The organism is Nocardia sp. NBC_01499, from assembly GCF_045040275.1.
Lineage (GTDB): Bacteria > Actinomycetota > Actinomycetes > Mycobacteriales > Mycobacteriaceae > Nocardia.
In genome coordinates, this window is sequence record NZ_CP109426.1 from 9,627,234 (window position 1) to 9,650,734 (window position 23,501).

General features: G+C 67.1%; 17 protein-coding genes. 11 read left to right on the forward strand and 6 right to left on the reverse strand.

From position 1 onward, the window contains the following. Positions 1-28: 28 nt before the first annotated feature. Entirely contained in the window at positions 29-7,504 is a 7,476-nt protein-coding gene (locus OG203_RS43520; protein ID WP_405163031.1) for a beta-ketoacyl synthase N-terminal-like domain-containing protein, read from the forward strand. 174 nt (positions 7,505-7,678) lie between these two features. Here OG203_RS43520 and OG203_RS43525 read toward each other — a convergent pair whose 3' ends face one another. Genes OG203_RS43525 through OG203_RS43535 form a run of 3 tightly spaced genes read right to left on the reverse strand, consistent with a single transcriptional unit; the run spans position 7,679 to position 9,902 of the window. Continuing rightward, positions 7,679-8,041, reverse strand: a complete 363-nt coding sequence (locus OG203_RS43525) for a hypothetical protein (RefSeq protein ID WP_405163032.1) — start codon at positions 8,039-8,041, stop codon at positions 7,679-7,681. Continuing rightward, on the reverse strand, positions 8,038-9,609 hold the full coding sequence (locus OG203_RS43530; protein WP_405163033.1) for a peroxidase family protein: 1,572 nt from the start codon (positions 9,607-9,609) through the stop codon (positions 8,038-8,040). The genes OG203_RS43525 and OG203_RS43530 overlap by 4 nt, the downstream gene beginning before the upstream one ends. Positions 9,610-9,611: 2 nt before the next feature. Further along, positions 9,612-9,902, reverse strand: a complete 291-nt coding sequence (locus OG203_RS43535; protein ID WP_405163034.1) for a hypothetical protein — start codon at positions 9,900-9,902, stop codon at positions 9,612-9,614. A 185-nt stretch (positions 9,903-10,087) separates the two neighbouring features. Here OG203_RS43535 and OG203_RS43540 point away from each other — a divergent pair, with 185 nt between their 5' ends. From OG203_RS43540 to hemC, 5 genes are read left to right on the forward strand one after another with little or no spacing between them, the layout of a single operon-like run. Then, a complete protein-coding gene (locus tag OG203_RS43540) occupies positions 10,088-11,722 on the forward strand; it encodes a PfaD family polyunsaturated fatty acid/polyketide biosynthesis protein (protein ID WP_405163035.1) in 1,635 nt (544 codons plus the stop codon). Between the two features lie 51 nt (positions 11,723-11,773). Continuing rightward, positions 11,774-13,033, forward strand: coding sequence for a cytochrome P450 (locus tag OG203_RS43545; RefSeq protein WP_405163036.1), 1,260 nt, complete (start codon positions 11,774-11,776; stop codon positions 13,031-13,033). Further along, complete coding sequence (locus OG203_RS43550) at positions 13,033-14,031, forward strand: hypothetical protein (RefSeq protein ID WP_405163037.1); 999 nt, start codon at positions 13,033-13,035, stop codon at positions 14,029-14,031. The genes OG203_RS43545 and OG203_RS43550 overlap by 1 nt, the downstream gene beginning before the upstream one ends. Beyond that, positions 14,024-14,608, forward strand: a complete 585-nt coding sequence (locus OG203_RS43555) for an O-methyltransferase (RefSeq protein WP_405163038.1) — start codon at positions 14,024-14,026, stop codon at positions 14,606-14,608. Before OG203_RS43550 ends, OG203_RS43555 begins: the two co-directional genes overlap by 8 nt. Positions 14,609-14,617: 9 nt before the next feature. After that, complete coding sequence (gene hemC / locus OG203_RS43560; RefSeq protein WP_405163039.1) at positions 14,618-15,586, forward strand: hydroxymethylbilane synthase; 969 nt, start codon at positions 14,618-14,620, stop codon at positions 15,584-15,586. A 66-nt stretch (positions 15,587-15,652) separates the two neighbouring features. Here hemC and OG203_RS43565 read toward each other — a convergent pair whose 3' ends face one another. Further along, positions 15,653-16,258, reverse strand: coding sequence for a winged helix-turn-helix domain-containing protein (locus tag OG203_RS43565; protein ID WP_405163040.1), 606 nt, complete (start codon positions 16,256-16,258; stop codon positions 15,653-15,655). 465 nt (positions 16,259-16,723) lie between these two features. On the opposite strand from OG203_RS43565, the gene OG203_RS43570 reads away from it, so the two are divergent. Next, complete coding sequence (locus OG203_RS43570) at positions 16,724-17,173, forward strand: SRPBCC family protein (protein ID WP_405163041.1); 450 nt, start codon at positions 16,724-16,726, stop codon at positions 17,171-17,173. 64 nt (positions 17,174-17,237) lie between these two features. Here OG203_RS43570 and OG203_RS43575 read toward each other — a convergent pair whose 3' ends face one another. Next, complete coding sequence (locus OG203_RS43575; RefSeq protein ID WP_405163042.1) at positions 17,238-17,858, reverse strand: TetR family transcriptional regulator; 621 nt, start codon at positions 17,856-17,858, stop codon at positions 17,238-17,240. Between the two features lie 124 nt (positions 17,859-17,982). Between OG203_RS43575 and OG203_RS43580 the strand changes: the two genes are divergently transcribed. The 3 genes from OG203_RS43580 (at position 17,983) to OG203_RS43590 (ending at position 20,980) form a co-directional block, all read left to right on the forward strand. After that, complete coding sequence (locus OG203_RS43580; protein ID WP_405163043.1) at positions 17,983-18,525, forward strand: hypothetical protein; 543 nt, start codon at positions 17,983-17,985, stop codon at positions 18,523-18,525. Positions 18,526-18,539: 14 nt separating this feature from the next. Further along, positions 18,540-19,505, forward strand: a complete 966-nt coding sequence (locus OG203_RS43585; protein WP_405163044.1) for an alpha/beta hydrolase — start codon at positions 18,540-18,542, stop codon at positions 19,503-19,505. Between the two features lie 161 nt (positions 19,506-19,666). Then, the gene (locus OG203_RS43590; RefSeq protein WP_405163045.1) at positions 19,667-20,980 is read left to right on the forward strand and encodes an aldehyde dehydrogenase family protein; all 1,314 of its coding nucleotides are present in this window, start codon (positions 19,667-19,669) and stop codon (positions 20,978-20,980) included. Positions 20,981-21,054: 74 nt separating this feature from the next. Here OG203_RS43590 and OG203_RS43595 read toward each other — a convergent pair whose 3' ends face one another. After that, positions 21,055-21,528 carry a hypothetical protein gene (locus OG203_RS43595; protein WP_405163046.1) on the reverse strand — a complete coding sequence of 158 codons (474 nt, stop codon included), beginning with the start codon at positions 21,526-21,528 and terminating at the stop codon, positions 21,055-21,057. A 359-nt stretch (positions 21,529-21,887) separates the two neighbouring features. Between OG203_RS43595 and OG203_RS43600 the strand changes: the two genes are divergently transcribed. Beyond that, entirely contained in the window at positions 21,888-23,492 is a 1,605-nt protein-coding gene (locus OG203_RS43600) for an FMN-binding glutamate synthase family protein (RefSeq protein WP_405163047.1), read from the forward strand. Positions 23,493-23,501 lie beyond the last annotated feature (9 nt).

Genomic DNA, 23,501 nt, shown 5'->3' on the forward strand with positions numbered 1-23,501 from the left:
ACCATCCCGCTGATCTGGAGGTATGCCGATGTCGCCCTTCCATGCCACCGCGCCCATCGCGGTCGTCGGTCGTGGCTGCGTGCTGCCCGGCGCGCTGTCCCCAATGGCACTGTGGGAGTTGGTGATCGCCGGTCGGACGAGCCTGACCAACGCTCCCGACGGTAGGTGGCGGGTACCTCCGGCGTCGGTGCTGACACCAGGCGCGGACTTCGCGCTGCATGAAATCGGCGGCTACGTAACCGGTTTCGACGATTCCTTCGACCCGACCGGTTTCGCGCTGCCGCCCGACGAGCTGAACGCTCTCGATCCCGGCGTCCGGTGGGTCCTGGATTCGGCACGGCAGGCACTGCGGGAGGCGGGCGAGGGCGTGCCGGAGCGCCAGCGGTGCGGGCTGGTGCTCGGCAATCTCACGCTGCCGAGCACCACCATGGCCCGCTATGCCGAAAGTATTTGGCTCGGTGCGGAATTCACACCTGACCCGCGCGGCCGGTTCTGGCCGGGACTGACCACCCATCTGCTTGCCCGTGCCCTCGGTCTCGGCGCCGGCGCGTTCGCATTGGACGCTGCCTGCGCGTCGTCGCTGTACGCGGTGAAGCTGGCGTGCGACCGGCTGCACGACGGCACCGTGGATCTGATGCTGGCGGGCGCGGTGAACAGCGCCGACGATCTGTTCGTCCACATCGGATTCACCTCGCTGTCGGCGCTCAGCCCGACCGGTAGGTCACGGCCATTCAACAGCGACGCGGATGGTCTCGTGCCCGCCGAGGGCGCGGGGATCGTCGCGCTGATGCGGCTGCCCGACGCCGTCGAGCGCGGCGTGCCGATTCTCGGTGTGCTGCGCGGGATCGGACTCGGCAACGACGGTCGGCGCGACGGGCTGCTCGTCCCCAACCAGGCAGGCCAGGAACGCGCACTGCGGCAGGCATATGCCACGGCGGGCTGCGCGCCGGAGACGGTGTCGCTGCTGGAATGCCATGCGACCGGGACGGCGATCGGCGACACGACCGAGGTACGCAGCAACGCCCGCGTTTTCGCCGAGTCGGCCGATCTGCCGGTCGGCTCGGCCAAGGCGAACTTCGGTCATCTGATGACCGTGGCCGGTGTCGCGGGTCTGCTCAAGGTGCTCGGTGCGATCGAGGCGGGCGTGCGGCCGCTGACACCCGGGGTGCAGCGGCCGCTGCCCGCGCTGGCCGGAACCCCGCTGCGGGTGCTGCGCGAGAACGAGCCGTGGGCGGGGCCGCGGCGGGCCGCGATCAGCGCGTTCGGATTCGGCGGCAACAACGCGCATCTGATCGTGGACTCCTGGACGCACGGTCCCGACGATCTGGCGGCCGCGGTGCGAAAGCCGAGCACTAGCAAGGCAGCCGCGACGCAGGTTGCCGTTGTCGCGATCGGCGCCAGGGTCGGTGACGGTCGGAACACCGCCGACTTCACCAAGGCGCTGCTCAGCGGTGTCGCGCCGTCCGCAACCAGGCAGACCCTCGAGGTCGAGCTCGATGACCTTCGGCTGCCGCCCGCCGATCTCGGTGCGGCCCAAGCACAACAGCTGTTGGTCCTGGAGGCCGCGCGCGAGGCGGCCGACGGAATTCGACTTGTCGACGATCGAACGCTCGTGCTCGTCGGCATGGGCTGCGATCCGGAGCTCGCGCGATTCAACCTGCGCTGGCGGGTGCGGGCGGGCGAGCTCGGTATCGACCCCGCGTCGGCGGACGCGGTCGCGCCGCCGCTCGATACCGCCGCCGTGCTGGGCTGTCTCGCCAATATGGTTGCCAACCGGATCAGTTGGCAGCTCGATCTGACCGGACCGAGCTTCGCGATCTCCGCCGAGGAAGCGTCCGGACAGGTGGCGCTCGCGGTCGCCGCCAGGGCCATCAGGTCGGGCGAGGCGGATGCCGCGCTGGTCGGTGCCGTCGACCTCGCCGACGAGCCCGTGCATCGCGCGGCCATGGCCGGTCTCGGCCTCGAGCGCGACCACGGGGACGCCGCCGTCGTGCTCGCGCTGAAGAACCTCGACCACGCCCGCCGGGACGGCGAACCGGTACTGGCGATCATCGATCCCGATGATTCCGCCGGGCCAGGGCTGGCATTCGGCGCGGCGACCACCGCGCTCTTCGGCTCCGCGCACGCGGCGAGCGGACTGGTGTCCGTGGCCGCGGCGGTGCGGGCCCTCCGTCATCGGGCCCGACCGTCGCCTGCCGCGCCCGCCCGCCCTTGGCTCGCGGGCGAGGCTGCGCGGGTGTCGACGGACCCGATCGCCGCGGCGCCGGTTCGGACCAGCCTGCGAGCTGGCGATGCGGCGGGTTGGCTCGCCGAACCGGCGCCGCGGCCGTACGTGTACTCCGGCGCGAACCGAGCCGAGGTCATCGAAGCGGTCGAGCTGGATCACCGATCCCGTTCCGGCCCAGCCCGTTTGGTCGTATTGGCGGCGGATCCGGATCAGCTTGCCGAGCGCACCGAGCGGGCAGGCCGCTGGCTGCGCGGGGACGCGTCGCAGCCGAGCTGGGCGGTGTTCCGGGAGCGGCCCATCCACGGTGAGATCGCCTTCGTCTACACCGGTGGCGCGGCCGCCTATCCCGGTATGGGACAGGAACTGGCCCTTGCGTTTCCGCAGCCGGTGGCCGAGCTGATCGCGCAGTGCCCGCCGCTGGTCGACGCGATCTCGTGGGTGTACGACGGCGATACCCGGCCCAACGACGCGGTGCTGCGGATCTGCGGCGCCGCCTATCTCAGTCATCTGCACACCCATCTCACCCGCTACGTTCTCGGCGTCACTCCGCATGCGGCACTTGGCTATTCGTCGGGGGAGAGCGCGGCGCTCACCGCGCTCGGCGCGTGGCACGACCTGGCGGCCCTGATCGACGATCTTCGGGAATCGCCGTTGTTCACCACGGAACTCGCCGGAGGGTTCGACGCGGTCCGTCGAGTGTGGCGGCGCGCGGGCATCGCGGGCGAGCGGTGGGTCGGCTATGTCGTTGCGGTGGCACCGGATCGGGTGCGGCAGGTGCTCGCGGACGAGCCGGCGGTCTATCTCATGGCCGTCAACTCGCCCGTCTCCTGCGCCATCGGCGGCGAAGCGGCGGCGTGTGCCAGGGTGCTCGCCACCCTCGATGCCGAGTTCGCGCTGCCGCTCGACTACGACCTCGCGGTGCACGCGCCATTGTTGGCTGAGGTCGCGGACCAGTGGCGCAGCCTGCATCTGCGACCGACCGCGCCGGTGCCCGGCGTGCGGTTCTACAGCTGCGGCCGAGGGGATTGGTTCACCGCGGACGCCGACGCGGCCGCGGACGCGAGCCTCGCGCACGCGGTGCACGGTGTCGACTTTCGCGGCACCGTCGAACGCGCCTGGGCGGACGGCGTCCGGATCTTCCTCGAGCACGGGCCGAGGGCCGTGTGTACCGGATGGATCGGGCAGACGCTCGGCGATCGGGAACACCTCGCGGTGGCGCTGGACGAGACGGGTCGGTCCGGGGTGCACCAGTTGGCCAGGTGTGTGGCGGAATTGATCGCCGCCGGCGTGGAAGTCGACGACGCGGCCCTGTATGCGCGGTTGGCGGAGTGTTATCAGGAGGGCCGGGTAGGTGCGGGCAGGCTGTTGCGGTTCAACGCGCATCCGCCGGTTATCCGGTTGGCGGCGCCGACACCCGTTCCCGAAGAGGGCCGTTCGGAACTCAATGGGTCGACGGGACGGCTGCCCGCACGCGCGGAGCAGATCACCGTGCTGCCACCATTAACGCGACCGGGCGCTGCACTGGGCGCGGCCCTGGTTGTCCACCACGACACCGTCAGCCGGGCCCACCGCGATTTCCTTGCCCTGCAACACGATTTCCAACACCGGTTCCTCACCCACCGTGCGGCGACGATGCTGCTGCTCGGAGACGGCCCGGGAAATCCGGTGCCGCCTCAGGACTTTCGCGACACCACACTCGATCGGAGCGATCTGGAGTTCCTCGCCACCGGTCCCATCTCTGCCGTATTCGGCCCCCTGTTCGCCCCGCAGGACGGTCAGCAGCGGCAAACCAGAATGCCCGCGCCCCCCATGCTGCTCGCCGATCGGGTCCTGCGGATCGACGCGATACCGGGATCCATGGGCACGGGTACGATTTGGACCCAGACCGACGTGCGGCTTGACTCCTGGTACCTCGACCCGGCCGGGCAGATGCCGGGCGGCATCATGATCGAAGCGGGCCAGGCGGACCTGCTGCTCATCAGCTGGCTCGGCGTCGACTTACGGAACGACGGCAACCGGGTCTATCGGCTGCTCGGCATGACGCCGACGTACCACGGCCGCCCACCGGTCCCCGGCGAAACACTCACCTACCAGATCACCATCGACGGCCACGCCGAACACGACGGGGTCCGGCTGTTCTTCTTCCACTACGACTGCTGGGTGAATGGTGAACTGCGGCTGAGCGTTCGGGACGGTCAGGCGGGATTCTTCACCGACGAGGAACTGGCCGCCTCCAAGGGCGTGCTGTGGCAGGCCGCCGATTTGGCGACGCCGATGCGGCCGTCTGATCCGCCGGTCGTCCGGGGCGAGACGCGCCCGTTCGGGCCGGACGAGGTGTCCGCGTTCTCCGCCGGTCGGCTCGCGGACTGCTTCGGTCCGGCGTTGGCGAAAGCCGGTGCACACGTGCGCACACCGCGACTGATGCATCCCGGCCTCGAATTGTTCAGCACCATAACCGAATTCGATCCCAACGGCGGGCCGCACGGTCGCGGCTACCTGCGTGCGGAGTTGCCGATCGCGCCCGACAGCTGGTTCTTTAAGGGGCACTTCGCGAATGACCCGTGCATGCCGGGGACGTTGATGCTCGAAGGTTGTCTGCAGACAATGGCGTTCTACCTCACGGCATTGGGGCACACGCTCGACAAAGACGGTTGGCGCTTCGAGGTCGTGCCGGATCAGAGCTACCAGATGCGCTGCCGAGGACAGGCGACACCGGCCAGCCGGATCCTTGTCTATGAGCTGTTCGTCGGCGACATCACGGCGGGCCCGTACCCCACGCTGACCGCCGACCTGCTGTGCAGTGTCGACGGGGTGAAGGCGTTTCACGTTGCGGGCCTTGCCCTTCGGCTGGTGCCGGACTGGCCGCTCGACCACTGGCGTCATCTCGGTGCCCCCGCCGCGCAGCAGACCGGCGAGCCCGTGCCGCTGTCCGGCCTCGGCGGACTGGTCGGCCACGCGGAGACGAAGGCCGTCGCGGTGGCCGCTGACGCCGAACTCGGCTACGCTTCGCTGCTCGCGTGCGCGTGGGGCCGCCCCAGCGACATGATGGGCGCCAGACTCGCCGGCATGGACGGCGCGACCCGCACCGCCCGATTGCCCGGTCCGCCTTACCATTTCATGAGCCGGATCACCGATCTCGCCTGCCTGCCCGGCGACGCGGTCGGTAGCACGATGACCGTCGAATACGATGTCCCGGCCACGGCCTGGTACTGGTCGGAGAACGGCGACCACGCGATGCCGTTCTGCGTGCTGCTCGAGGTCGCACTGCAGCCGTGCGGCTGGCTCGCGCTCTACACCGGCGACTCCGGGCCCGGCACAAGCGAACTCCTGTTCCGCAACCTCGACGGACACGGCACCCTGGACGGCTCGATCACCTCGACCACCCGGGTGCTGCGGACCGAGGTCGAGCTGGTCGGCCGGTCAAGGACCGAGGACATGATCATCGACTCCTTCGGGCTGACGGTCTTCGCCGACGATCACCGAGTTGTCCAGTTGCACTGCGTCTTCGGCTTCTTCCCTCCGGACGCGTTCGCCGAACAACAGGGACTGCCGCCCACCGACGAGGACCTCGCCCAGCTGACACTGCCCACCGCGACCGCGCTCGACCTGCACAGCCTGCTGGCCGGTCCGCCACGGCTGGCCGGATCGATGCTGCTGATGCTGGACCGGATCACCGGCTACTGGCCAGACGGCGGCCGGGCCGGGCTCGGCAGGCTCCGCGCCGAGAAGACGGTCCGTCCCGACGACTGGTACTTCCGCGCGCACTTCTTCCAGGACCCGGTGCAGCCGGGGTCGCTCGGCCTGGAGGCCATGCTGCAACTGCTCCAGTGCTACATGATTCGCAAGGGGATGGCGGCCGGGCTGGTCGAACCACGTTTCGAGACAGCGCTACACGACCGCCCGGTGACCTGGAAGTTCCGCGGTCAGGTCATTCCCGATGACGCCGTCGTCACCGTGGAACTCGAGGTCACCGAGGCCGGAACCGACGAGCGCGGCCCGTTCGCGATCGCGGACGCCTGGCTCTGGGTGGACGGCCGCCGGATCTATCACGCCACGGACCTCGGCATGCGGATCATCACGCCCGAAGGTGTTGGGAATAGCGAGAATTCGACCGATGAGGTACTCGATCCGGCGATCGACACCTGGCTCGCCGATCACCGCCCGATCTGGACCGCTCCGGCCTTCCCGATGATGTCGATGCTCGACCGGATCGCAGGGGCGGCCGCCGAGCACACCGGCGAGCGGGTCACCGGGCTGCGCGACGTCCGGGTCCGCGAATGGTTACTGATCGATCGGCCGGTGCGGTTGAGCACGAAGGTGGTTGCGGCAGCAGACAACTCCGTGCACGTCGAACTCTGGTGCCGACGGGAGGGATCTACCGACGACGTGACCGTCGCGACGGGGACGGCCCTCGTCGGCACTCCACCACCACCGCTGCCGACACTGCTGCCGCTGACCTCGCTGCGTCCCGCCGAGCTGCCCTATGCGCGCGGAAGGGTCTTCCACGGCAAGGCTTTCCAGCATCTGACGGAACTGCGCGAAGGCGCGCTCGGCGCGTCCGGTGTCCTGGACGCCGGGCTTGGCGGTGTGCCCCGCGGCTACCTGCACCCCGGCCTGCTCGACGCCGCCATCCACGTGATCCCGCACGCCGAGCTGAATCTGTGGTCCGATCGGATCGACCCCGGTCAGGTGGGCTTCCCCTACCGGGTGGCCACCGCCGACTTCTACGCGGCGCTCCCCGATACCGGCCTGCTCCGGGTGGACGCGCGCTTCGCCGGATTCGACGGTGACAATGACATGCTGCCCATGTTCGACGTCCGCGTCTCGTCCGGGGATCGACCACTTGTCTGCTTCCGGCTGGTGGAGCTGCTGCTGCCGATGGGCCCGCTGGCCCGTCCGTCCCTCGACGAGCGGGCCGCGTTCCTGCGCGATCGGCGCCACGTCCCCGGCTTCGGCCTTTCGACGTTCCACGACGACACGACCCACCTCAGCCTGCTCGACCTCGAAAGCCTCGACTGGTTCCCGAACGCTGTCGCCGACCTGTACGACCTGCCCGCCGACTGCGCTGGCATGCGACGCCTCATCGAGGTCGCCGTCCGCGATCACGTGGCCCAACGCGCGGGCGTGCATCCCCGCGATGTGCTGCCCGCCGCGGATTTACGGTCGGCACGTATCAGAAACCAGCCCGGCGAGCTCTATTTCATTCGAACCGAGTTGCTCGACGACGGCGTGACCGTGCGCGAGTGGGACTACCCGTCGGCGACCAGCGCCGACTGAACACCCATATCGACCGCGGCAGTACATCTTCGAGTGAATCGGCGGGCAACGGCGCCCGATACGGGCCTGGATCGACAACGATGTCGACCCGGGCCCGGCACCTTTGCACCGAGCACAGACGACACGCCAATAGCACCGCACTTTCGTGCGGTGCCATTGGCGACGGCTAGCTGTTCAGCGTTGCTCCGGCTTCGGCGGGGTTCGGCCGACGATGAACGACTTGCCGGGGATAGGGAGCCGACTCACGGCCATCTGCGAGTACTGCAGCAAGGTCTGAACACCGGGCGGCATCGGCACGGGCCCGACCGGTGTCGGCTGGCCGACGGCGGTATTGCCGGCCAGCCGGGCCACGATCTGCTCGAGATCCTTTGCGGCCGTGCGACAACGAGCCGCGTACGCGGTCATGAAGGCGCAGAACTCGGACGAGACGCCGGTCGACCCTTGCAGGCGGGTGCCGAGCTCGGCCAATCGGGTGGCGCACTCCTCGAGTGTCGCGGCGTCCGCCATCAGCGTCTGCGCCTTCTCCTCGACGGTCATCGGATGTCCTGGCGGGTCATGGTCACCAGGCGCGGCTGGGGATCTTCTGGCATGTTGCGGTGCAGCACATCCGAGAGGGTCTTGGTGGAATCGATGACCTCCATACCGATCTCGGTGAACGTCTCCGCGGTCAGAATGCGCGGCGCGACAAGGGGATTGGTCAGCGCCTGGGAGAACGCGTCGATCGCGATGATCTTGGTGAGCAACGGCCCGAGGATGGCGACGTCGGAGCCGCGTTCCTCGGCGAAAAGCCCGACGTAGAGGTCGATGTCGTCCACGCTGCGATAGAGGTCGCGAATCGCGCTGTACACCTTCGGGTCGCTGGAGAGCTGCCGGAAGTCGTGGATCGGGCGCATCTTCAGATGCTTGCGGTAGGCGTTGTACGGCGCCAGTCGCAGCTGCCTGGACCGGGTGATGCTGGCCAGATCCGTTGGTACCAGCGAAGGGTCGGTATTGAACAGCCCGATCTGCCCGGCCCCCTGCTTGGAGGCCTCCTCGAACGTGCGGCCGAGTCCGGCCTTCGGCAGCAGCGGTCCCGCGTACAGGGTCTGCGTGACGGGCAGTTCGCGTCCGCCGACGGTGAGAACGGAGGGGATGAGACTGTGCCACCGATAGACCAGATTGAATTCCACCGAGGCCCAGTTCTGCCGTTGCCACGGCGAATCCGCCACATTGTTGCTCAGCCGCGGGGTGAGTTTGAACTGGAAATGGTACGGCGTGATGTGGTTGATGTACTCCTCCAGCACCAGCTTGAGCAGGACAACGATGAGAATGTTGCGGGTGGTCTGGAACAGCCGTTCGTCGTCCCAGTCCGGATGTTCGTCGGCCAGCATCCGCGCCAGCCGATTGTGCTCACGCAGGAAGAGCACGGTGAGCATGGTGAAACCGATCTGACTGTTGCCTCGGTCGCTACCGGTGGCGAACAACGTGTCGCGCTGTGCTTTGTTGAGTTCGTTCCAGTGCACCACGCCCAACGTCGAGAACTCCGCCTTGATCTTTCCGTTCTCGCACAGATAGGGCGGGAACTCGCCGCCATTGATGGACTGGCTCTTGAGCCGGCCGCCCTCGTGGCTGCGCAGTTGCTCGGTCGCCTCGTCGGTCAGTCCGTACAACTGGTTCAGGTCGATGCTGTGGTTGGAGGAATTCTTGCGCGGGTCCGGCGGCACGTGACTGTCGCTGCGCAAAAAACCGTCGGTGAACCACTGCGCGAAATAGGCGAGCATGACCGTCGAGCGGCGGCACGGGATCATCCCGCCCGCGCGGGTGAACAGGCTCTCGGTCGCCTTGACCGGCGGCCTGCCGGTCTCCGCGTCGTCGATCGGCGGCAGGTGCCGCCCGCTGTAGGTCCGGTCGTTGAGCGAAGACCAGGAGGTGTAGGGGGCCATGGTGCTCAACGGCTCTGGGCGCGGCGGCATCTCGCGGATCGCGTGGTCGATCAGATAGGTGTTGAGACCCTCGCGCACCGGCGCGTAGCGCTGGGCCAGATCCCACACGGGTTTGCCGTTCGTCAGGGCCAGGTACCGCAGGCGGTTCGCGGCACCATCGGTGGCGATGCTCCGGGCTTTCATTCTCATACCTCCGTGTCTCTCTTCGTGGCACAGGCCGTTCGCTTCTTGCCGGAAGCGAGTTTTACCCCCAGAATGGGGAGCGCGGTGAATAAAACGACCATGGCGATAGCGAAGGCCGGTCCACTTGCCACGATTGTGTCGAATCGATGATGCAGGCTCTGTGGTAACAACCGGCGAATAGTGTGTAGGACAACCTCGACGAATTTCAGGTAATTCCCCTGTTGTTGGTCGAGATGTTGGGCAAAGCCATGACCTGCGGACATGTATTCCTTCTCGGGTCGGATGTCGAACACCGGTAACGCATTCAGTGTGGACAAGGCGCCGCGAATCGGTCAATGCTCGGGCACTGCAACCTTCGGATCCATTGTGTACCAGGCGGGTACCATTACTTTCTTCTCATGGAATCGGCGACCATGCTGCCCAAGAATTGGTTCGGGACGGATTTCCCGCCCTGACGTCGACAGTTAAGGCCGTGCGCATGAAACCTGAAGTGCTGCCTCGGACGAGCTGGACCGAGGGTGTTTCGCTCACCTGGCACCCCGACGGGGAACAACCGGTATTCGGTGGGCCTGGGATAGTCGCGCTTGCGGCACGTACCCGTGAGCCGATGTACCTCCTCGCCGACGACAGCGGGTCCGCGGCCGGTGTGGCGATCGGCGGCACCGTGATGGGTGCCGGTGCTGGCCAGTACTCGGTCCTCGGCCTACTGCCGCCGCTCTACCCGGAGCAGTTGGGCGACAGCACCTTCGGCGCGACACACGGCGTCCGCTTCCCGTACGTGTCCGGGGAGATGGCCAATGGCATCGCGACCACCGCCATGGTGATCGCGATGGCACGGGCGGACATGCTCGGCTTCTTCGGCGCCGCCGGGCTCGCGCCGGCGACGGTGGCGGCGGCAGTCGCGGAACTGGTTTCGGCGTTGCCAGGCAGGTCCAACTGGGGAGTGAACCTTATCCATTCACCTGCCGAGTCGGCCACCGAGGAAGCGGTGGCCGACCTGCTGCTGGCCAATAACGTTCCGGCAGTATCTCTTTCGGCGTTCATGGAGCTCACACCCGCCGTCGTTCGGGTCGCGGCGAGCGGACTGACCCAGGACGGCGCGGGCCGGATCCAGCGTCCGCGCAGTGTCTTCGCGAAGGTGTCGCGGCCCGAGGTTGCCGCGCATTTCATGGCTCCCGCACCCGTGGAGTTGTTGCGGGAGTTGGTCGATCGGGATCAGCTCACCCCAGAGGAAGCCGAACTCGCCGCGCGAGTGCCGGTAGCCGAGGACATCACCGTGGAGGCCGACAGCGGCGGTCACACCGACAACCGCCCGCTGACCGCGCTGCTCCCGGTCATCCTCGCGCTGCGCGACACCCTTTCGCGCCGTTACGGATACGACCGGCCGATCCGGATCGGCGCGGCGGGCGGTCTCGGCACTCCTGGCGCGGTGGCGGCGGCGTTCGCCCTCGGCGCGGCCTATGTGCTGACCGGTTCGATCAATCAGGCCGCGATCGAGTCCGGCCTCTCCGCGGACGGTAAGCGCATGCTCGCCGGGGCGAGTGTCGCCGACGTGGCGATGGCGCCCGCGGCGGACATGTTCGAATTGGGCATCAAGCTGCAGGTCCTGCGCAGGGGCACGATGTTTCCTTTTCGCGCGCAGCGCCTCTACCAGATCTACGCCGGCAACACCTCGTGGGCGAACGTGCCGGAGCAGACTCGTGCGAAAGTCGAAAAAGATTTGTTCCGAACGTCTTTCGACGAAGTATGGGAAGAGACCAGGGCCTTCTGGCAGGAACGGGAGCCGGACCAGGTGGCCAGGGCCGAACGCGACGAGCAGCACCGGATGGCCCTGGTATTCCGCTGGTACCTCGGCATGTCGAGCCGGTGGGCGATCCAGGGGGCGGACACCCGCCGCGGCGACTACCAGATCTGGTGCGGTCCCGCGATGGGCGCTTTCAACCAGTGGACCGCCTCGGGCTTCCTGTCCGACCCGGCGGACCGCTCCGTCGTCCAGATAGCCCGCAATCTGCTCGAAGGCGCCGCCGTGCTCACCCGGGCGCAGCAGCTACGCGGCTACGGGGTCGCCGTACCCGACGCGGCCTTCGCCTTCGCCCCGCGTCGCCTCCCCTGAACGACCAACCGACCGCATTCCCGCACCAACAACTAGATGGAGGTCGATCCAATGACGACAACCGAGACGATCGCAGGCGGTTACCTGGAACAGTACGACGCCGCCGGTCCGATGGGTCAGGTGGAATTGCTACAGAAGTGGTTCCTCAGTGACTCGCAGGAACTGTTCGCCGAGCTGCGCGCCGACCGGCCGATCCTGGTTACGCCCGCGTTCACCGTGGTGACCAGGTACGCCGACGTGACCGAGGTGCTCCTGCGCCATGAGATCTTCAACGTCCGGTACGACCCAGCGCTGGCTACCGCGTTGGGCGGGCGCCACATTCTGGCTACCGATGGGGAGGTCATCAATTGGCGCGAACGCGGGATGATGCAGGTCATGCTCGCCCCGGAGGATCTGCCCCGGCTCAGGGAGGTCGCGGGCCGCTTCGCCAGCGAAGCATTGGACGAGGCATGGCCCACCCGCCGGATCGATGTCGCCAGCGGGTTCGTCCGGAAGGTGATCATCCGGATGTGCCTGGAATACCTGGGTTTCCGAGGCGCCGACCCGAACGACCTGTCGGCCTGGGTGCGGCCCATTCTCGCGGACATGGTGACCAACTTCGGTAATGACCCGGAGATGCGCAAGGCGACCGAGCACGCCGGTGGGGAATTGATGGGCTGCCTGCGGGACCTGGTCGCGCAGCGGCGAGCGGGAGTCACTGTGCCGCACCGCGATCTGCTGACCAGGCTGCAGAGCACCAGCATCGGTTCCGGCCTCGACATGGACGACGAGCGGGTGACGATCAACCTGGGCGGCATCCTGCTCGGCTTCGTCGAGAACGGCATGAGTTCGGCGACGCATCTGGTCGAGCAGTTGCTGCGCCGCCCGGAACTGCCACTGCAAGACGTCGCGCAGGATCCGAAGCAATTCGACCCGTATGTGTGGGAGGCGTTGCGGCTGAACCCGTTCTTCAAGATGGTTTCCCGGGTGACCGGCAGCGAGTACACCGTCGCGGCCGGCACCGCTAGAGAGACCACCATCCCCGAGGGCACCCTGGTGCTTGTCGCCCTCGAATCGGCGATGTCCGACGAGGACCAGGTGTCCGACCCGATGGCCTTCCGCCTCGACCGGCCGCCGCACATCTACCAGCTGCACTTCGGTCTCGGCCACCACAACTGCGTAGGCGGCGGCCTCGGCGCGGCCACGGTCGCCGAGTCGGTGCGCCAGCTCTTCCTGCGTGATCCGTGGCCGCTGGAGGGACCGGAAGGTCAGCTCGTTCGTGGACCCGAAGGCTTTCCCCGGCACCTCGTTGTCGGGCTGGGCGAGCACTGATGACCAAGGCCAAGAGCCCGACCACCATTATCCCGGTCCGCCGTCGGCTCGACGTGACCGGCGTGAATCCACTGCGGGCCCGGTCGCGGATGCGGCACCTGCTGCATCGCGACCTGCTGAGCGCGGCCGATCTGGTCGCGCCGATCCTCGTGCAGCCCGACCATCGAGACCCGGCCCGCTATCGGTATCTGCCCGGCGCCGTGGCGGTTTCGGAGATCGCCGACTATGCCATGGAGCTGAACGCGGCCGGGGTACGGGCGTGTCGCGTGCTCGTCTACGGCGAGCACAAGACCCGCGACGCCGCCGACGCGTTGAAGCCGGACAACCTGATGATCGACGCGATCCAGTCCATTCGAAACGCGGTGGCGGACATGGTGATCGCCACCGAGGTCTGCGGCTGCGCGTGGACCGACAGCGGTGAATGCGTGCTGCTCGATTCGCGCGGGCACACCGATATCGACGGCACCTACGAACTGATGGCACGGATGTCGGTGTTGCACGCGCAGGCCGGTGCCGACATCGTCGGCCCGGCGGCCGTGCTCGACGGATCGGTGCAGGCGATCCGGTTCGAACTCGACGAGGCCGGGTTCACCGATGTCAGCGTCACGCCGTCGGTGATCTTCGATTCGGCGCTGTTCGGTGTCTACAAGTCGGCGATGAACACCGATCCCGGCCGCGGCAACCGCCGCGGCTTCCAGATCGACCCGAGCCAGCCCGGCCAGGCGCTCGACCAGGCCGTCCGCTGGATCTACGAGGGTGCCGACGGGTTGCTGGTGCAGCCGGTGATGACCTCGGTCGACCTGCTCACCCAGCTGCGCGGCATGACGAGGGCGCCGCTGACCGCGTTCAGTGTCTCCGGTGAGGACCAGCTGTTCGCCGCGGCGCCGATCTCGGTCCAACTCGAATACGCGCGGGCGCTCAAACGCGCAGGCGCGGACCTGATCCTGACCTACGGCGCGTTGCGCCTGGCCCGAGCTCTGGAGGACAGCGATGAATGATGAACCCGCCGTCTTGCCGCCGCTGGTGGTGCAGGCCCAGAAGGCCGCCGCCGACGCGGGTTTCGTGATGTCGTGCACCAACCGGACCGGCGCGTTGCTGCGCACGCTCGCCGCGTCCAAACCCAACGGGCGGGTGCTCGAATTGGGCACCGGAGTCGGCGTTGGTTCGGCCTGGTTGCTGTCCGGGATGACCACAAACTCGCAGCTGATCACCGTCGAGGCCGACCGTCCGATGGCGGCCCTTGCCCGTGGCGTGCTCGGCGACGATGCCCGAATCACCGTGCACACCACCGACGCCGACAGCTGGCTCGACGACTACGTCGGGTCCGGGTTCGACCTGGTGTTCGCCGACTGTCGGCCCGGCAAGTTCCGCCGCCGCGACGACCTGCTCACACTGCTGCTGCCCGGTGGCTTGTATATCGGCGATGATCTGCTGCCACAACCGATGTGGTCGGCGGGTCAGCCGACCAGGGTCGGCCAGTTCCTGGCCGAGATCCCCACCCAGGAGGGCATGCACGTGACCCTGCTCAACTGGGATTCTGGTCTGGTCATCGGCGCCCGGACCTGGCAGCGGTAGGTCCGGCTCATGTCGCGCATCATCCGGATCGCCACCCGATCCAGTCCGATGGCCCTCGTCCAGGCGGCGCAGGTTGCCGACAACCTCGCAAAGTTCGGGGCCGCAACGGAACTGGTGAAAGTCACCTCCGCCGGTGACCGGTGGATGGGCGACCTGGCCCGGCTCGGCGGTAAGGGCGCGTTCGTGCGGGAGATCGATGACGCGCTGCGGGAGGGGCGGGCCGACCTCGCGGTGCACTGCCTCAAGGACATCCCCGGCGACGTGCCCCTCGCCGCCGGGCTGACGTTCGCCGCGTACCCGCGCCGCGGTGACGTGCACGACGCGGTGATCAGCCGCACCGGTGCGCGGCTCGCCGAATTGCCGGAGGGGGCTGTGGTCGGCACCAGCTCCGTCCGGCGCACCGCTCAGCTGCGCCTGCACTATCCGTACCTTCGGGTGAAACCGTTGCGCGGCAACGTCAACACCCGGTTGGCGCGGCTCGACGAGGGGCATTTCGACGCGCTGATCGCGGCGGTGTCGGGTCTGCACCGCGTCGAGCTGCGGCACCGGATCGCCGAGGTGCTGCCGATCGTGGTCATGTGCCCGCCGATCGGTGCGGCGACCATCGCCCTCGTCGCCCGCACCGACGATATCGAGCTGCTCGAAGTGGCCGCACGGCTCGACCATCCCGAAACACACCGGCAGGCCGACGCCGAACGCGCCATGCTGCACGCCCTGCAGGGGCACTGCAATTCACCGATCGCCGGGCTCTGTACCACCGATGCGACCGGTCGACTGTCATTGCACGGCAAGGTGTTCGACCTCGATGGCGTGCGGTGGATCGACTCCCACCACTGGGGTGTGGCCGACGAGCCGCACGCGCTCGGCTTCTTCGTCGGCTCCGATCTGCTGCGCCAAGGAGCGGGCACGCTCATCGACTCGATCCCGCGGTGCCGGGAGATCATGGTGCGGGACGGCACGGACCGCTCGCCGATCTGATCGCGTTCTCGGCAAGGAAGCCGTTGCACCCCAGTCGGTCTGGTAGCGGCGGCGCTGGCCGACATGTCAGTTCGGGAGTCGTCCGTCGCCGGTCAGTATGTGGTGCGCGGCGGTGATGGTGACGTGGGTGGTGGGCGTCGGGCCGTGATTGATGATGTGGTGCGCGGTGCTGGTGAGGGTGTGCGCCAGGGTGTGCAGGACGGTGGGGTGCAGATTGCGCAGGGGATTCCTGGTGTCGGGTGCGTGCTGCTCGGCCTGTTCGTTGCGCTGGGCGAGCGTGGTCAGGTGGCTGGCGGCGTGGTAGAGCGTGGTGATGTCGGTGTAGCGCTGCTGCCAGCGTTGCGGCGTGTTCTCGCCGGGTAAGTGATCGTCGTCGGAGGTGCTGAGATCGCCAGTGGTGGTGGCGGTTTGGGCGAATTGTCCGTGCGGGAACGTGGTGGCGAGGTAGACGCCCCGGCCGGGCTGGGTGGTGGTGAGCCCGTGCTCGCGCAGCTTGCGCAGGGCCGCGGCCGCGGTGGCCATGGAGACGCCGTAGGTGGTCATCAGCTGGGTTTGGGAGGGGAGCCTGTCTCCTGGTTGATAGTGACCGTTGTGGATGGCCGTGATGAGATCGACGGCGATTGCGGCGGCGGTGGCCCGGTGGGCGGGGTCGGCTAAGTTGGCGGCGGTCACGCCGGAAACTGTAATCCCAAGCTATCCAGCTAGATTGGATTGGTCGGCTGTGTGTCCGACTCGCCGACGGTGCTGGATGCAATCTCGGCCATGCGCTTCGGTCGGGGCGCGGCGCGCGATGGACCGAATCGTCCGATCTGTGCATTGCTACGACCGCAATTGCCAGACCTTTGATCCAGTCGCTTATTTGCGACCATCGGCCCAGTGGTAATCCGTTGACCACGGTATTGCGCGTGAATTAGCGTAACTGTTGGATGTTCTGAAATGCACGGGCCCCCAGTGGATTCCATGAAAATGGCGAGAACTCGGCCGCAAATGCAGAGCATCCATATCAGTGACGCCAGTCTGATTGCCCGTCCTCGACGCCATGCGCCCCGCTTCCGGTCGTCGAACTGTTCGCCGTGTGCCCCACCGGGATTCAGGGCCTCTGGATGCCGGATCCGATCTCGTCTGAGGAGAACCGATATGACCTACCCCGAGCACCCCGACACCGACGCCGCGGTCGTCGTCGAGCAGAGCGTTCGCATCGCCGCGCCGATCGACAAGGTGTGGGCACTGCACACCGACATCGACGCCTGGGCCAGCTGGCGCACCGACATCACCGAAGCCTCGATGGACGAACCGCTGAAGCCGGGCTCGACCTTCCACTGGCACACCCCGAGGATCGGCATCGAGTCCACGATCTACGCCGTCGACGCACCGCACCGCATCCTCTGGGGCGGATCCCAGCACGGCATCACCGGCATCCACCTGTGGACCTTCGAGACCGACGACGACGGTACCGTCGTGCACAGCACCATGTCCTGGGACGGCGACCCCGTCCGCGCCGACCTGGACAACCAGCGCGACGGACTGGCCAACTCCATGCACGTGTGGCTCGAAAAGCTCCGCGAGACAGCCGAATCCGCCGCCTGAGCCAGAGTTGACCGAATGAACGCAGGCGGTTCTGCTTCGATCCCGCGAAGCCGAACCGCCTGCCTCATCGACCGCCTGTCGGTGCGCGCTCGGCCACCGACGCGCCCACCATTCGGAGGGCGAGTCCGGCGTAGTGGTCGGCGATGGCCGCCGGGGTGAATCGGCCTTGGTCGCGGAACCAGCGGGCGACGTCGATGCCGAGGGAGAGCACCGCGATCGAGGTCATGTCGACGTTGTCGGCGTCGAAGGCGCCGCTGGCGTTACCGGCGTGCAGTATCTCGCGGACCATGGTGAGGGCCTCGCGTCGGATCGCGAGGATCTCCGTGCGATGGTCCTGGCGCAGTGAGCGCAGTTCGTAGCTGACGATGCGCGCGAGCGTGTGGTTCACCGCGTATTCGAGCACGAAGGCGTGTATCAGCCCGGCGAGCTGCTGTGCCGGGTCGTCGGTGGCCGCGATCTGCTCGGCGAACGCGCGCGCCATGCGCTGGTGACCGTCCAGCGCGATCAGGTAGAGCAGGTCTTCCTTCGACTTGTGGTGCACATACACCGCGGCCGGGCTCATGCCCGCGCCCGCGGCGATATCGCGGGTGGTGGTGCCGTGGAAGCCTTTGATGCCGAAGGCTTCGATCGCGGAGGCCAGTAGGCGGGTCTTCGGGTTAGCCGCGGGATGTGTGGTGTCGGTCATATGCCTCCTTCTGCGTATTGACGAGTATGGCAACTCCGGAGCAAACTAAGCAAGCGCTTAGAGGTAAGCGAGCGCTTAGTTGCGGTATGTCGTTGCTCTGCACTCTCGAGAAGAGGACGGATTGATGAACGAAACCGAGTTCGCGCGATACGTAGAGTTGTACAACTCCGGCAACTATCGCGAGGTAGTAAACAGGTATTACCACCAGAACGTCCGGATCGATATCTATGGCGTCGGCTTCACCCGTGGCGCGTCGGATACGTTGCGCTGGATGGAGAATACGCACGACGGTGTGACCGAAACGATGCTCGTCGACGACCTGCGCATCAGCGCGAACCGCCGCGATGTTTATGCGCGGGTGCGGGAGAGACTGGTGGCGCTCGAGCGCGTAAAACGTTTGGCCTCTGGGCCTTTGGCGCCGGGTCAGGTCAGAACGACCAGTTTCCGCGCCCATTACGTCGTCGCGAACGGCAAGTTCATCCGCATCGCCTTCGACCTCCCCGCCGAGCTGTCGCCGTTGACCGATGTGCCCGCGGCTGCTCGCGCCCCTCGGCCGGTGCCGGTGATTTCTCCCGATATCGAGTACGAGGGCGACGGGTATGTGCTGGACGGTGCGAATGACTGGATCACCGGCGGCCCGCACACCCAACGCTCCTATCTGAACTGAAGGGACAGAACACCATGCCACTTGATCCAGCCATCGACGGCCTCATCAAGCAGTTGGCAGCTGTGCCGCCGCCGGCCAGGGAGCTGACCATCGCCGAGAAGCGGGCCCGAAACGCGTTGCTGGCGCTCGCGATGTCGCCGAACCCGCCCCTTCAGGTCAACTCGATAGGTGATGACAACCTGGCCGGTGTGCCGGTGCGGGTGTACCGGCCGAAGACGACCGGACGGGTACCGACCGTCGCCTATTTCCATGGTGGCGCGTTCGTGTACGGCGATCTGGACACCCACGACCAGATCGGTCGCCGGTTGTGCAGGGACCTGGGTGCGGTGGTGGTCAGCGTCGGCTATCGGCTCGCGCCGGAGCACCTGTACCCGGCCGCGCACGACGACTGCCTGACGGTGACCCGGTGGATCGCCGACCACATCGACGAATACGGGGGCGGGAATCTCGCGGTAGCGGGGGACAGTTCGGGGGCGAACCTGGCCGCCGGGGTAGCGCTCGGCTTTCGGGACGAGGGCAGGCCGCTGGCCGCCCAACTGCTCGCCTACCCGAATCTCGATCTCTCCCATCGCTTCAACTACCCGTCGTACAGCGTTTACGTGACCGGCGATGTGATGAGTCCTGGCGAGGCCGCCGACTTCGCCGAGATCTACCTCGCCAGCGACGCGACCGCCTGCGATCACGCGCCCGCCTCGCCATTGCTGGCCAAGGACTTCACCGGCCTCGCCGCAGCCGTGATCGCCACCGCCGAGTTCGATCCGGTGCACGACGAATGTCTCGCCTACGCCCGCGCACTCACCTCCGCCGGCGTGCCGGTCACCACGCTCGTCTATCCGGGTCTCATACACGGATTCCTCAGCCTGGAGGCGGTCTCCCCGGCCGCGGCCGGTGCCGTCAGTGAGGTGTACGGCGAGTTCGCGGAACTGCTCAATGCCCGTGTGGTACAGGATAATCCGCGCGAACGCAGTGCCGTGGCGTAGCGTCGACGGGTTTGTTCCGTGCCGTGTCCGAGGGGCCAAGACGAACATTGCGTAGACCGGAACATCGGGGTGCGGTCACACTGATAGCGACTTGCCATCTACTACTCGGTTGCGCCGGGGGCACTGTGCGGCGGACGAGTGTGCGAAAGGAAGCCGCATCGATGAGTGCGAACCCGACCGAGCTCGTCACCCGCCTTCGCGTCCCGGTCCGAGCCGGACTGACCCGGCCACTGGCCTGGCGGACGCACCAACTCCAGCGGTTGCGTGCGCTGTTGACCGAGTGTGGACCCGATATCGCCGCCGCGTTGCACGAGGATCTGCACAAGCCCGAAAAGGAGGCCTACGACTATGAAATCGACTTCACCGTCCGTGAGATCGACCATCTGCTGAGCCACCTCGAGACCTGGCTGACGCCCGAATCCGTCCCGGCGTCGGGCTACGGGTACCCCGACGGCACCACCGCGGCCACCCGATACGACCCGCTCGGCGTGGTGCTGGTCATCGGCACCTGGAACTATCCGGTGCAACTTCTGCTCGCGCCCATCGCCGGCGCATTGGCGGCGGGAAACACGGTGGTGGCCAAGCCGAGTGATATCGCGGAGGCGACCTCGGCGCTGTTCGGTCAACTGCTGCCGCAGTACTTCGACGCCGACACCCTGGTCGTGGTCGAAGGCGGCGTGCCAGAGACAACCGCGCTGCTCGCCGAACCTTTCGACCACATCTTCTTCACCGGCGGCGCGGCCGTCGGTCGCATCGTGATGACCGCCGCCGCCGCGCAGCTCACCCCGGTGACCCTCGAACTCGGCGGCAAGTCCCCGGCATTCGTCGACCGCGACACCGACCTCACCGAGGTCGCCGCCCGGCTGACCGCCACCAAGTTCTCCAACGCCGGACAGACCTGCGTCGCCCCCGACTACGTACTCACCGACCCCGACACGGCAAGCGCTTTGGCGGCCGCGCTCACCGACGCCGTCGCCGAGCGGTTCGGCTCGGATCCCGCGACATCAACCCACTACGGCCGAATCGTCAGCCAACGCCACTTCGATCGCCTTGTCCCGCTGCTGGATTCGGGTCGCCTCGTCACCGGCGGCAAGCACGACCGCGACCGAAACTACATCGCGCCGACCGTATTGACCGATGTCGCCGCGGATTCTCCTGTCATGCAACAGGAAATCTTCGGACCGATCCTGCCCATCGTCCTCGTCGCCGATCTCGACCACGCCATCGAATTCATCACCGACCGCGACAAGCCCCTCGCCCTCTACGTATTCACCGAATCCGACACCACCCGAGAACGCCTGATCACCGAAACCAGCTCCGGCGGAATATCTTTCGGCCTCCCCATGGCCCAACTCCGCGACTCCGACCTCCCCTTCGGCGGCGTCGGCGCCAGCGGCATGGGCCACTACCACGGCCGGTACTCCCTGGAAACGTTCAGCCACAAGAAAGCGATCCTGCACGTGCCGCTCACCTAGCGGGTCTGATCGGCTTCTGTCGAACGATCAGTCGGCGCGTGGTCGCGAACGTCGTCCACAAGGTTGAGGGGCGATCAGACGGTGCGCTCCTGCTGGTGGAAAGCGGACATCATGTGATCCGCGATGTAGCGCTCGAGGTGGATCAGCCAGTCGTAGCCCTGCTCGGTGCCAGAGACCCATGCGGCCGTCGCGCCGCGGACGACGTCGTGGTGGTCGATCGGGGCGTCGGGATCGTCGACCGGTTGTGCCGGTTCGTCTCGACGGTGCTTTGGCAGGGTGGGGGCGGCGGGTTCGGGGTCGGGGGCGAAGTCGCCGAGGAAAGGAGGCGCCGCGTTCGGGGGAGCCGGTGCCGGTTCCGGCTCGTTGCTCGGTGGCAGTGTGTAGGGGCCGCTGGCCAGTCCTGACGTGGTGTGTTCCCGGTTCGGCGTCGGGCCGCCGTGTGGTCCTTCGCGGTCGGCGGAGATCAATGCGGTGAGCAGCGCGGCGGTCGACACCATCGCCAACCGCATCGGGACGTCAGGCTTTCGTGGTGCGCGGTGTTTACCCATCGCCAACTTTCCGTCGAATACGGTTGGTGGTGGGAGTTTAAGGCGCGCAATCATTTCCGGCCATTTGTGTAAGTCGTTCTTCACGTGAGTTAAGGCGCGATTGAATGGTGCGGATAAAGTGCGACCCGCCCGGTGTCAGCAAAGCAGGCAACCGGGCGGGTCGCTTCCCCGTACACCATGCGGACGCCGCCACGTCGCACGGCGGATGCCAGCTTAGCCAGCCGAGGGTGCGGGGGCGAGCAGCCACGCCGACGGGCGCCGCGATCGGCTCTGTGATGCCCTGCGCGCACCACAGAGAGCGGGACCACAGTCGGCGGCCCGATGAGCATGATCTTGCTGCTGGCGGGTACAGCGCGCACATGCTGAGGTTCTTCATAGTCGGGTTCCTGGCGATGGCGACCGTCGCGGTCGGGGTCGCCGCGTCGATCGGCTCGTGGGCGTGGTCGGCGCTGCTCGTCATCCTGCTTGTATTGCTCGTGGTCGGCGTCTACGACCTGGTGCAGAAGCGGCATTCGGTGCTGCGGAACTATCCGGTGCTCGGTCACCTGCGGTACCTGCTGGAGAGTCTGCGTCCGGAGTTGCAGCAGTACTTCATCGAGCGCAACTTCGACGGGCGGCCGTATGACCGAGACGTCCGCTCGATGATCTACGAGCGGGCGAAGGGCATTCACGGCGAACTCTCGTTCGGCACCGAACGCGACATCGAGGAGGTCGGCTACGAGTACCTCGTTCACTCCATCGCCCCCGTGCCGGAACCCGAGGCGCATCCGCGCGTGCTGATCGGCGGCCCGGACTGCACCAAGCCGTACTCGATGTCGCTGCTCAACGTCTCCTCGATGAGTTTCGGCGCACTGTCGGCCAACGCGCTGCGGGCGTTGAACAAGGGTGCGGCGCTTGGCGGATTCGCGCACGACACCGGTGAGGGTGGGCTGACGCCGTATCACCTCGACGGCGGCGGTGATCTGATCTGGGAGATCGGCTCGGGATACTTCGGCACCCGCACGGACGAGGGCCGATTCGATCCGGACAAGTTCACCGAGCTGGCCGCTCATGAACAGATCAAGGCGGTGTCGATCAAACTCAGCCAGGGCGCGAAGCCCGGCCTCGGCGGCGTCCTGCCCGCGGCGAAGGTCAGCGAGGAGATCGCCCGATATCGCGGCGTGCCCGCACACGAGAAATGCGTAAGTCCTTCGGCGCATTCGGCTTTCCATACCCCGCGTGAGCTGATCCAATTCGTCGCCCGATTGCGGGAACTCGCCGACGGTAAGCCGGTGGGTTTCAAATTGTGTGTCGGTTCCCGTATCGAAGTACTCGCCCTCTGTAAGGCCATGCTCGAGGAGGGCACCGCACCCGATTTCATCATCGTCGACGGTGCCGAAGGCGGAACCGCCGCTGCGCCTTTGGAATACGAGGATCACGTGGGTCTTCCCCTCACCGATGGGCTGATGACGGTGCACAACGCGCTCGTCGGGACCGGGCTGCGCGACCGGATCAAGATCGGGGCAAGCGGCAAGGTCGCCGTCGGCAACGACATCGTCAAGCGCCTCATTCAGGGCGCCGACTACACGAATTCCGCGCGCGCGATGATGATGGCGGTCGGGTGTATTCAGGCGCAGCTGTGTCACACCAACGAGTGCCCGGTCGGTGTCGCGACGCAGGATCCGCGGCGGGCGCGGGCACTGGATGTCGCGGATAAGAGTGTGCGCGTGCGTCGCTATCACGAGGCGACGGTCAGCCAGGCCGTGCAGATCATGGCGTCGCTCGGGGTCTCCGATCCGGCGCGCCTCAATACCCATATGCTCCGCAAGAAGGTGTCGCCGACCGGCCAGCATTCCTATGCCGAGCTCTATGAATGGCTTGCTCCGCGACAACTGCTGGTCGAGCCGCCGGAGTCGTGGGCCGTGGATTGGGCGGCGGCCGCGCCGGATTCGTTCCAGCCCGATATTCAGGGTGTCCGAGGGTGACGGTTGCGC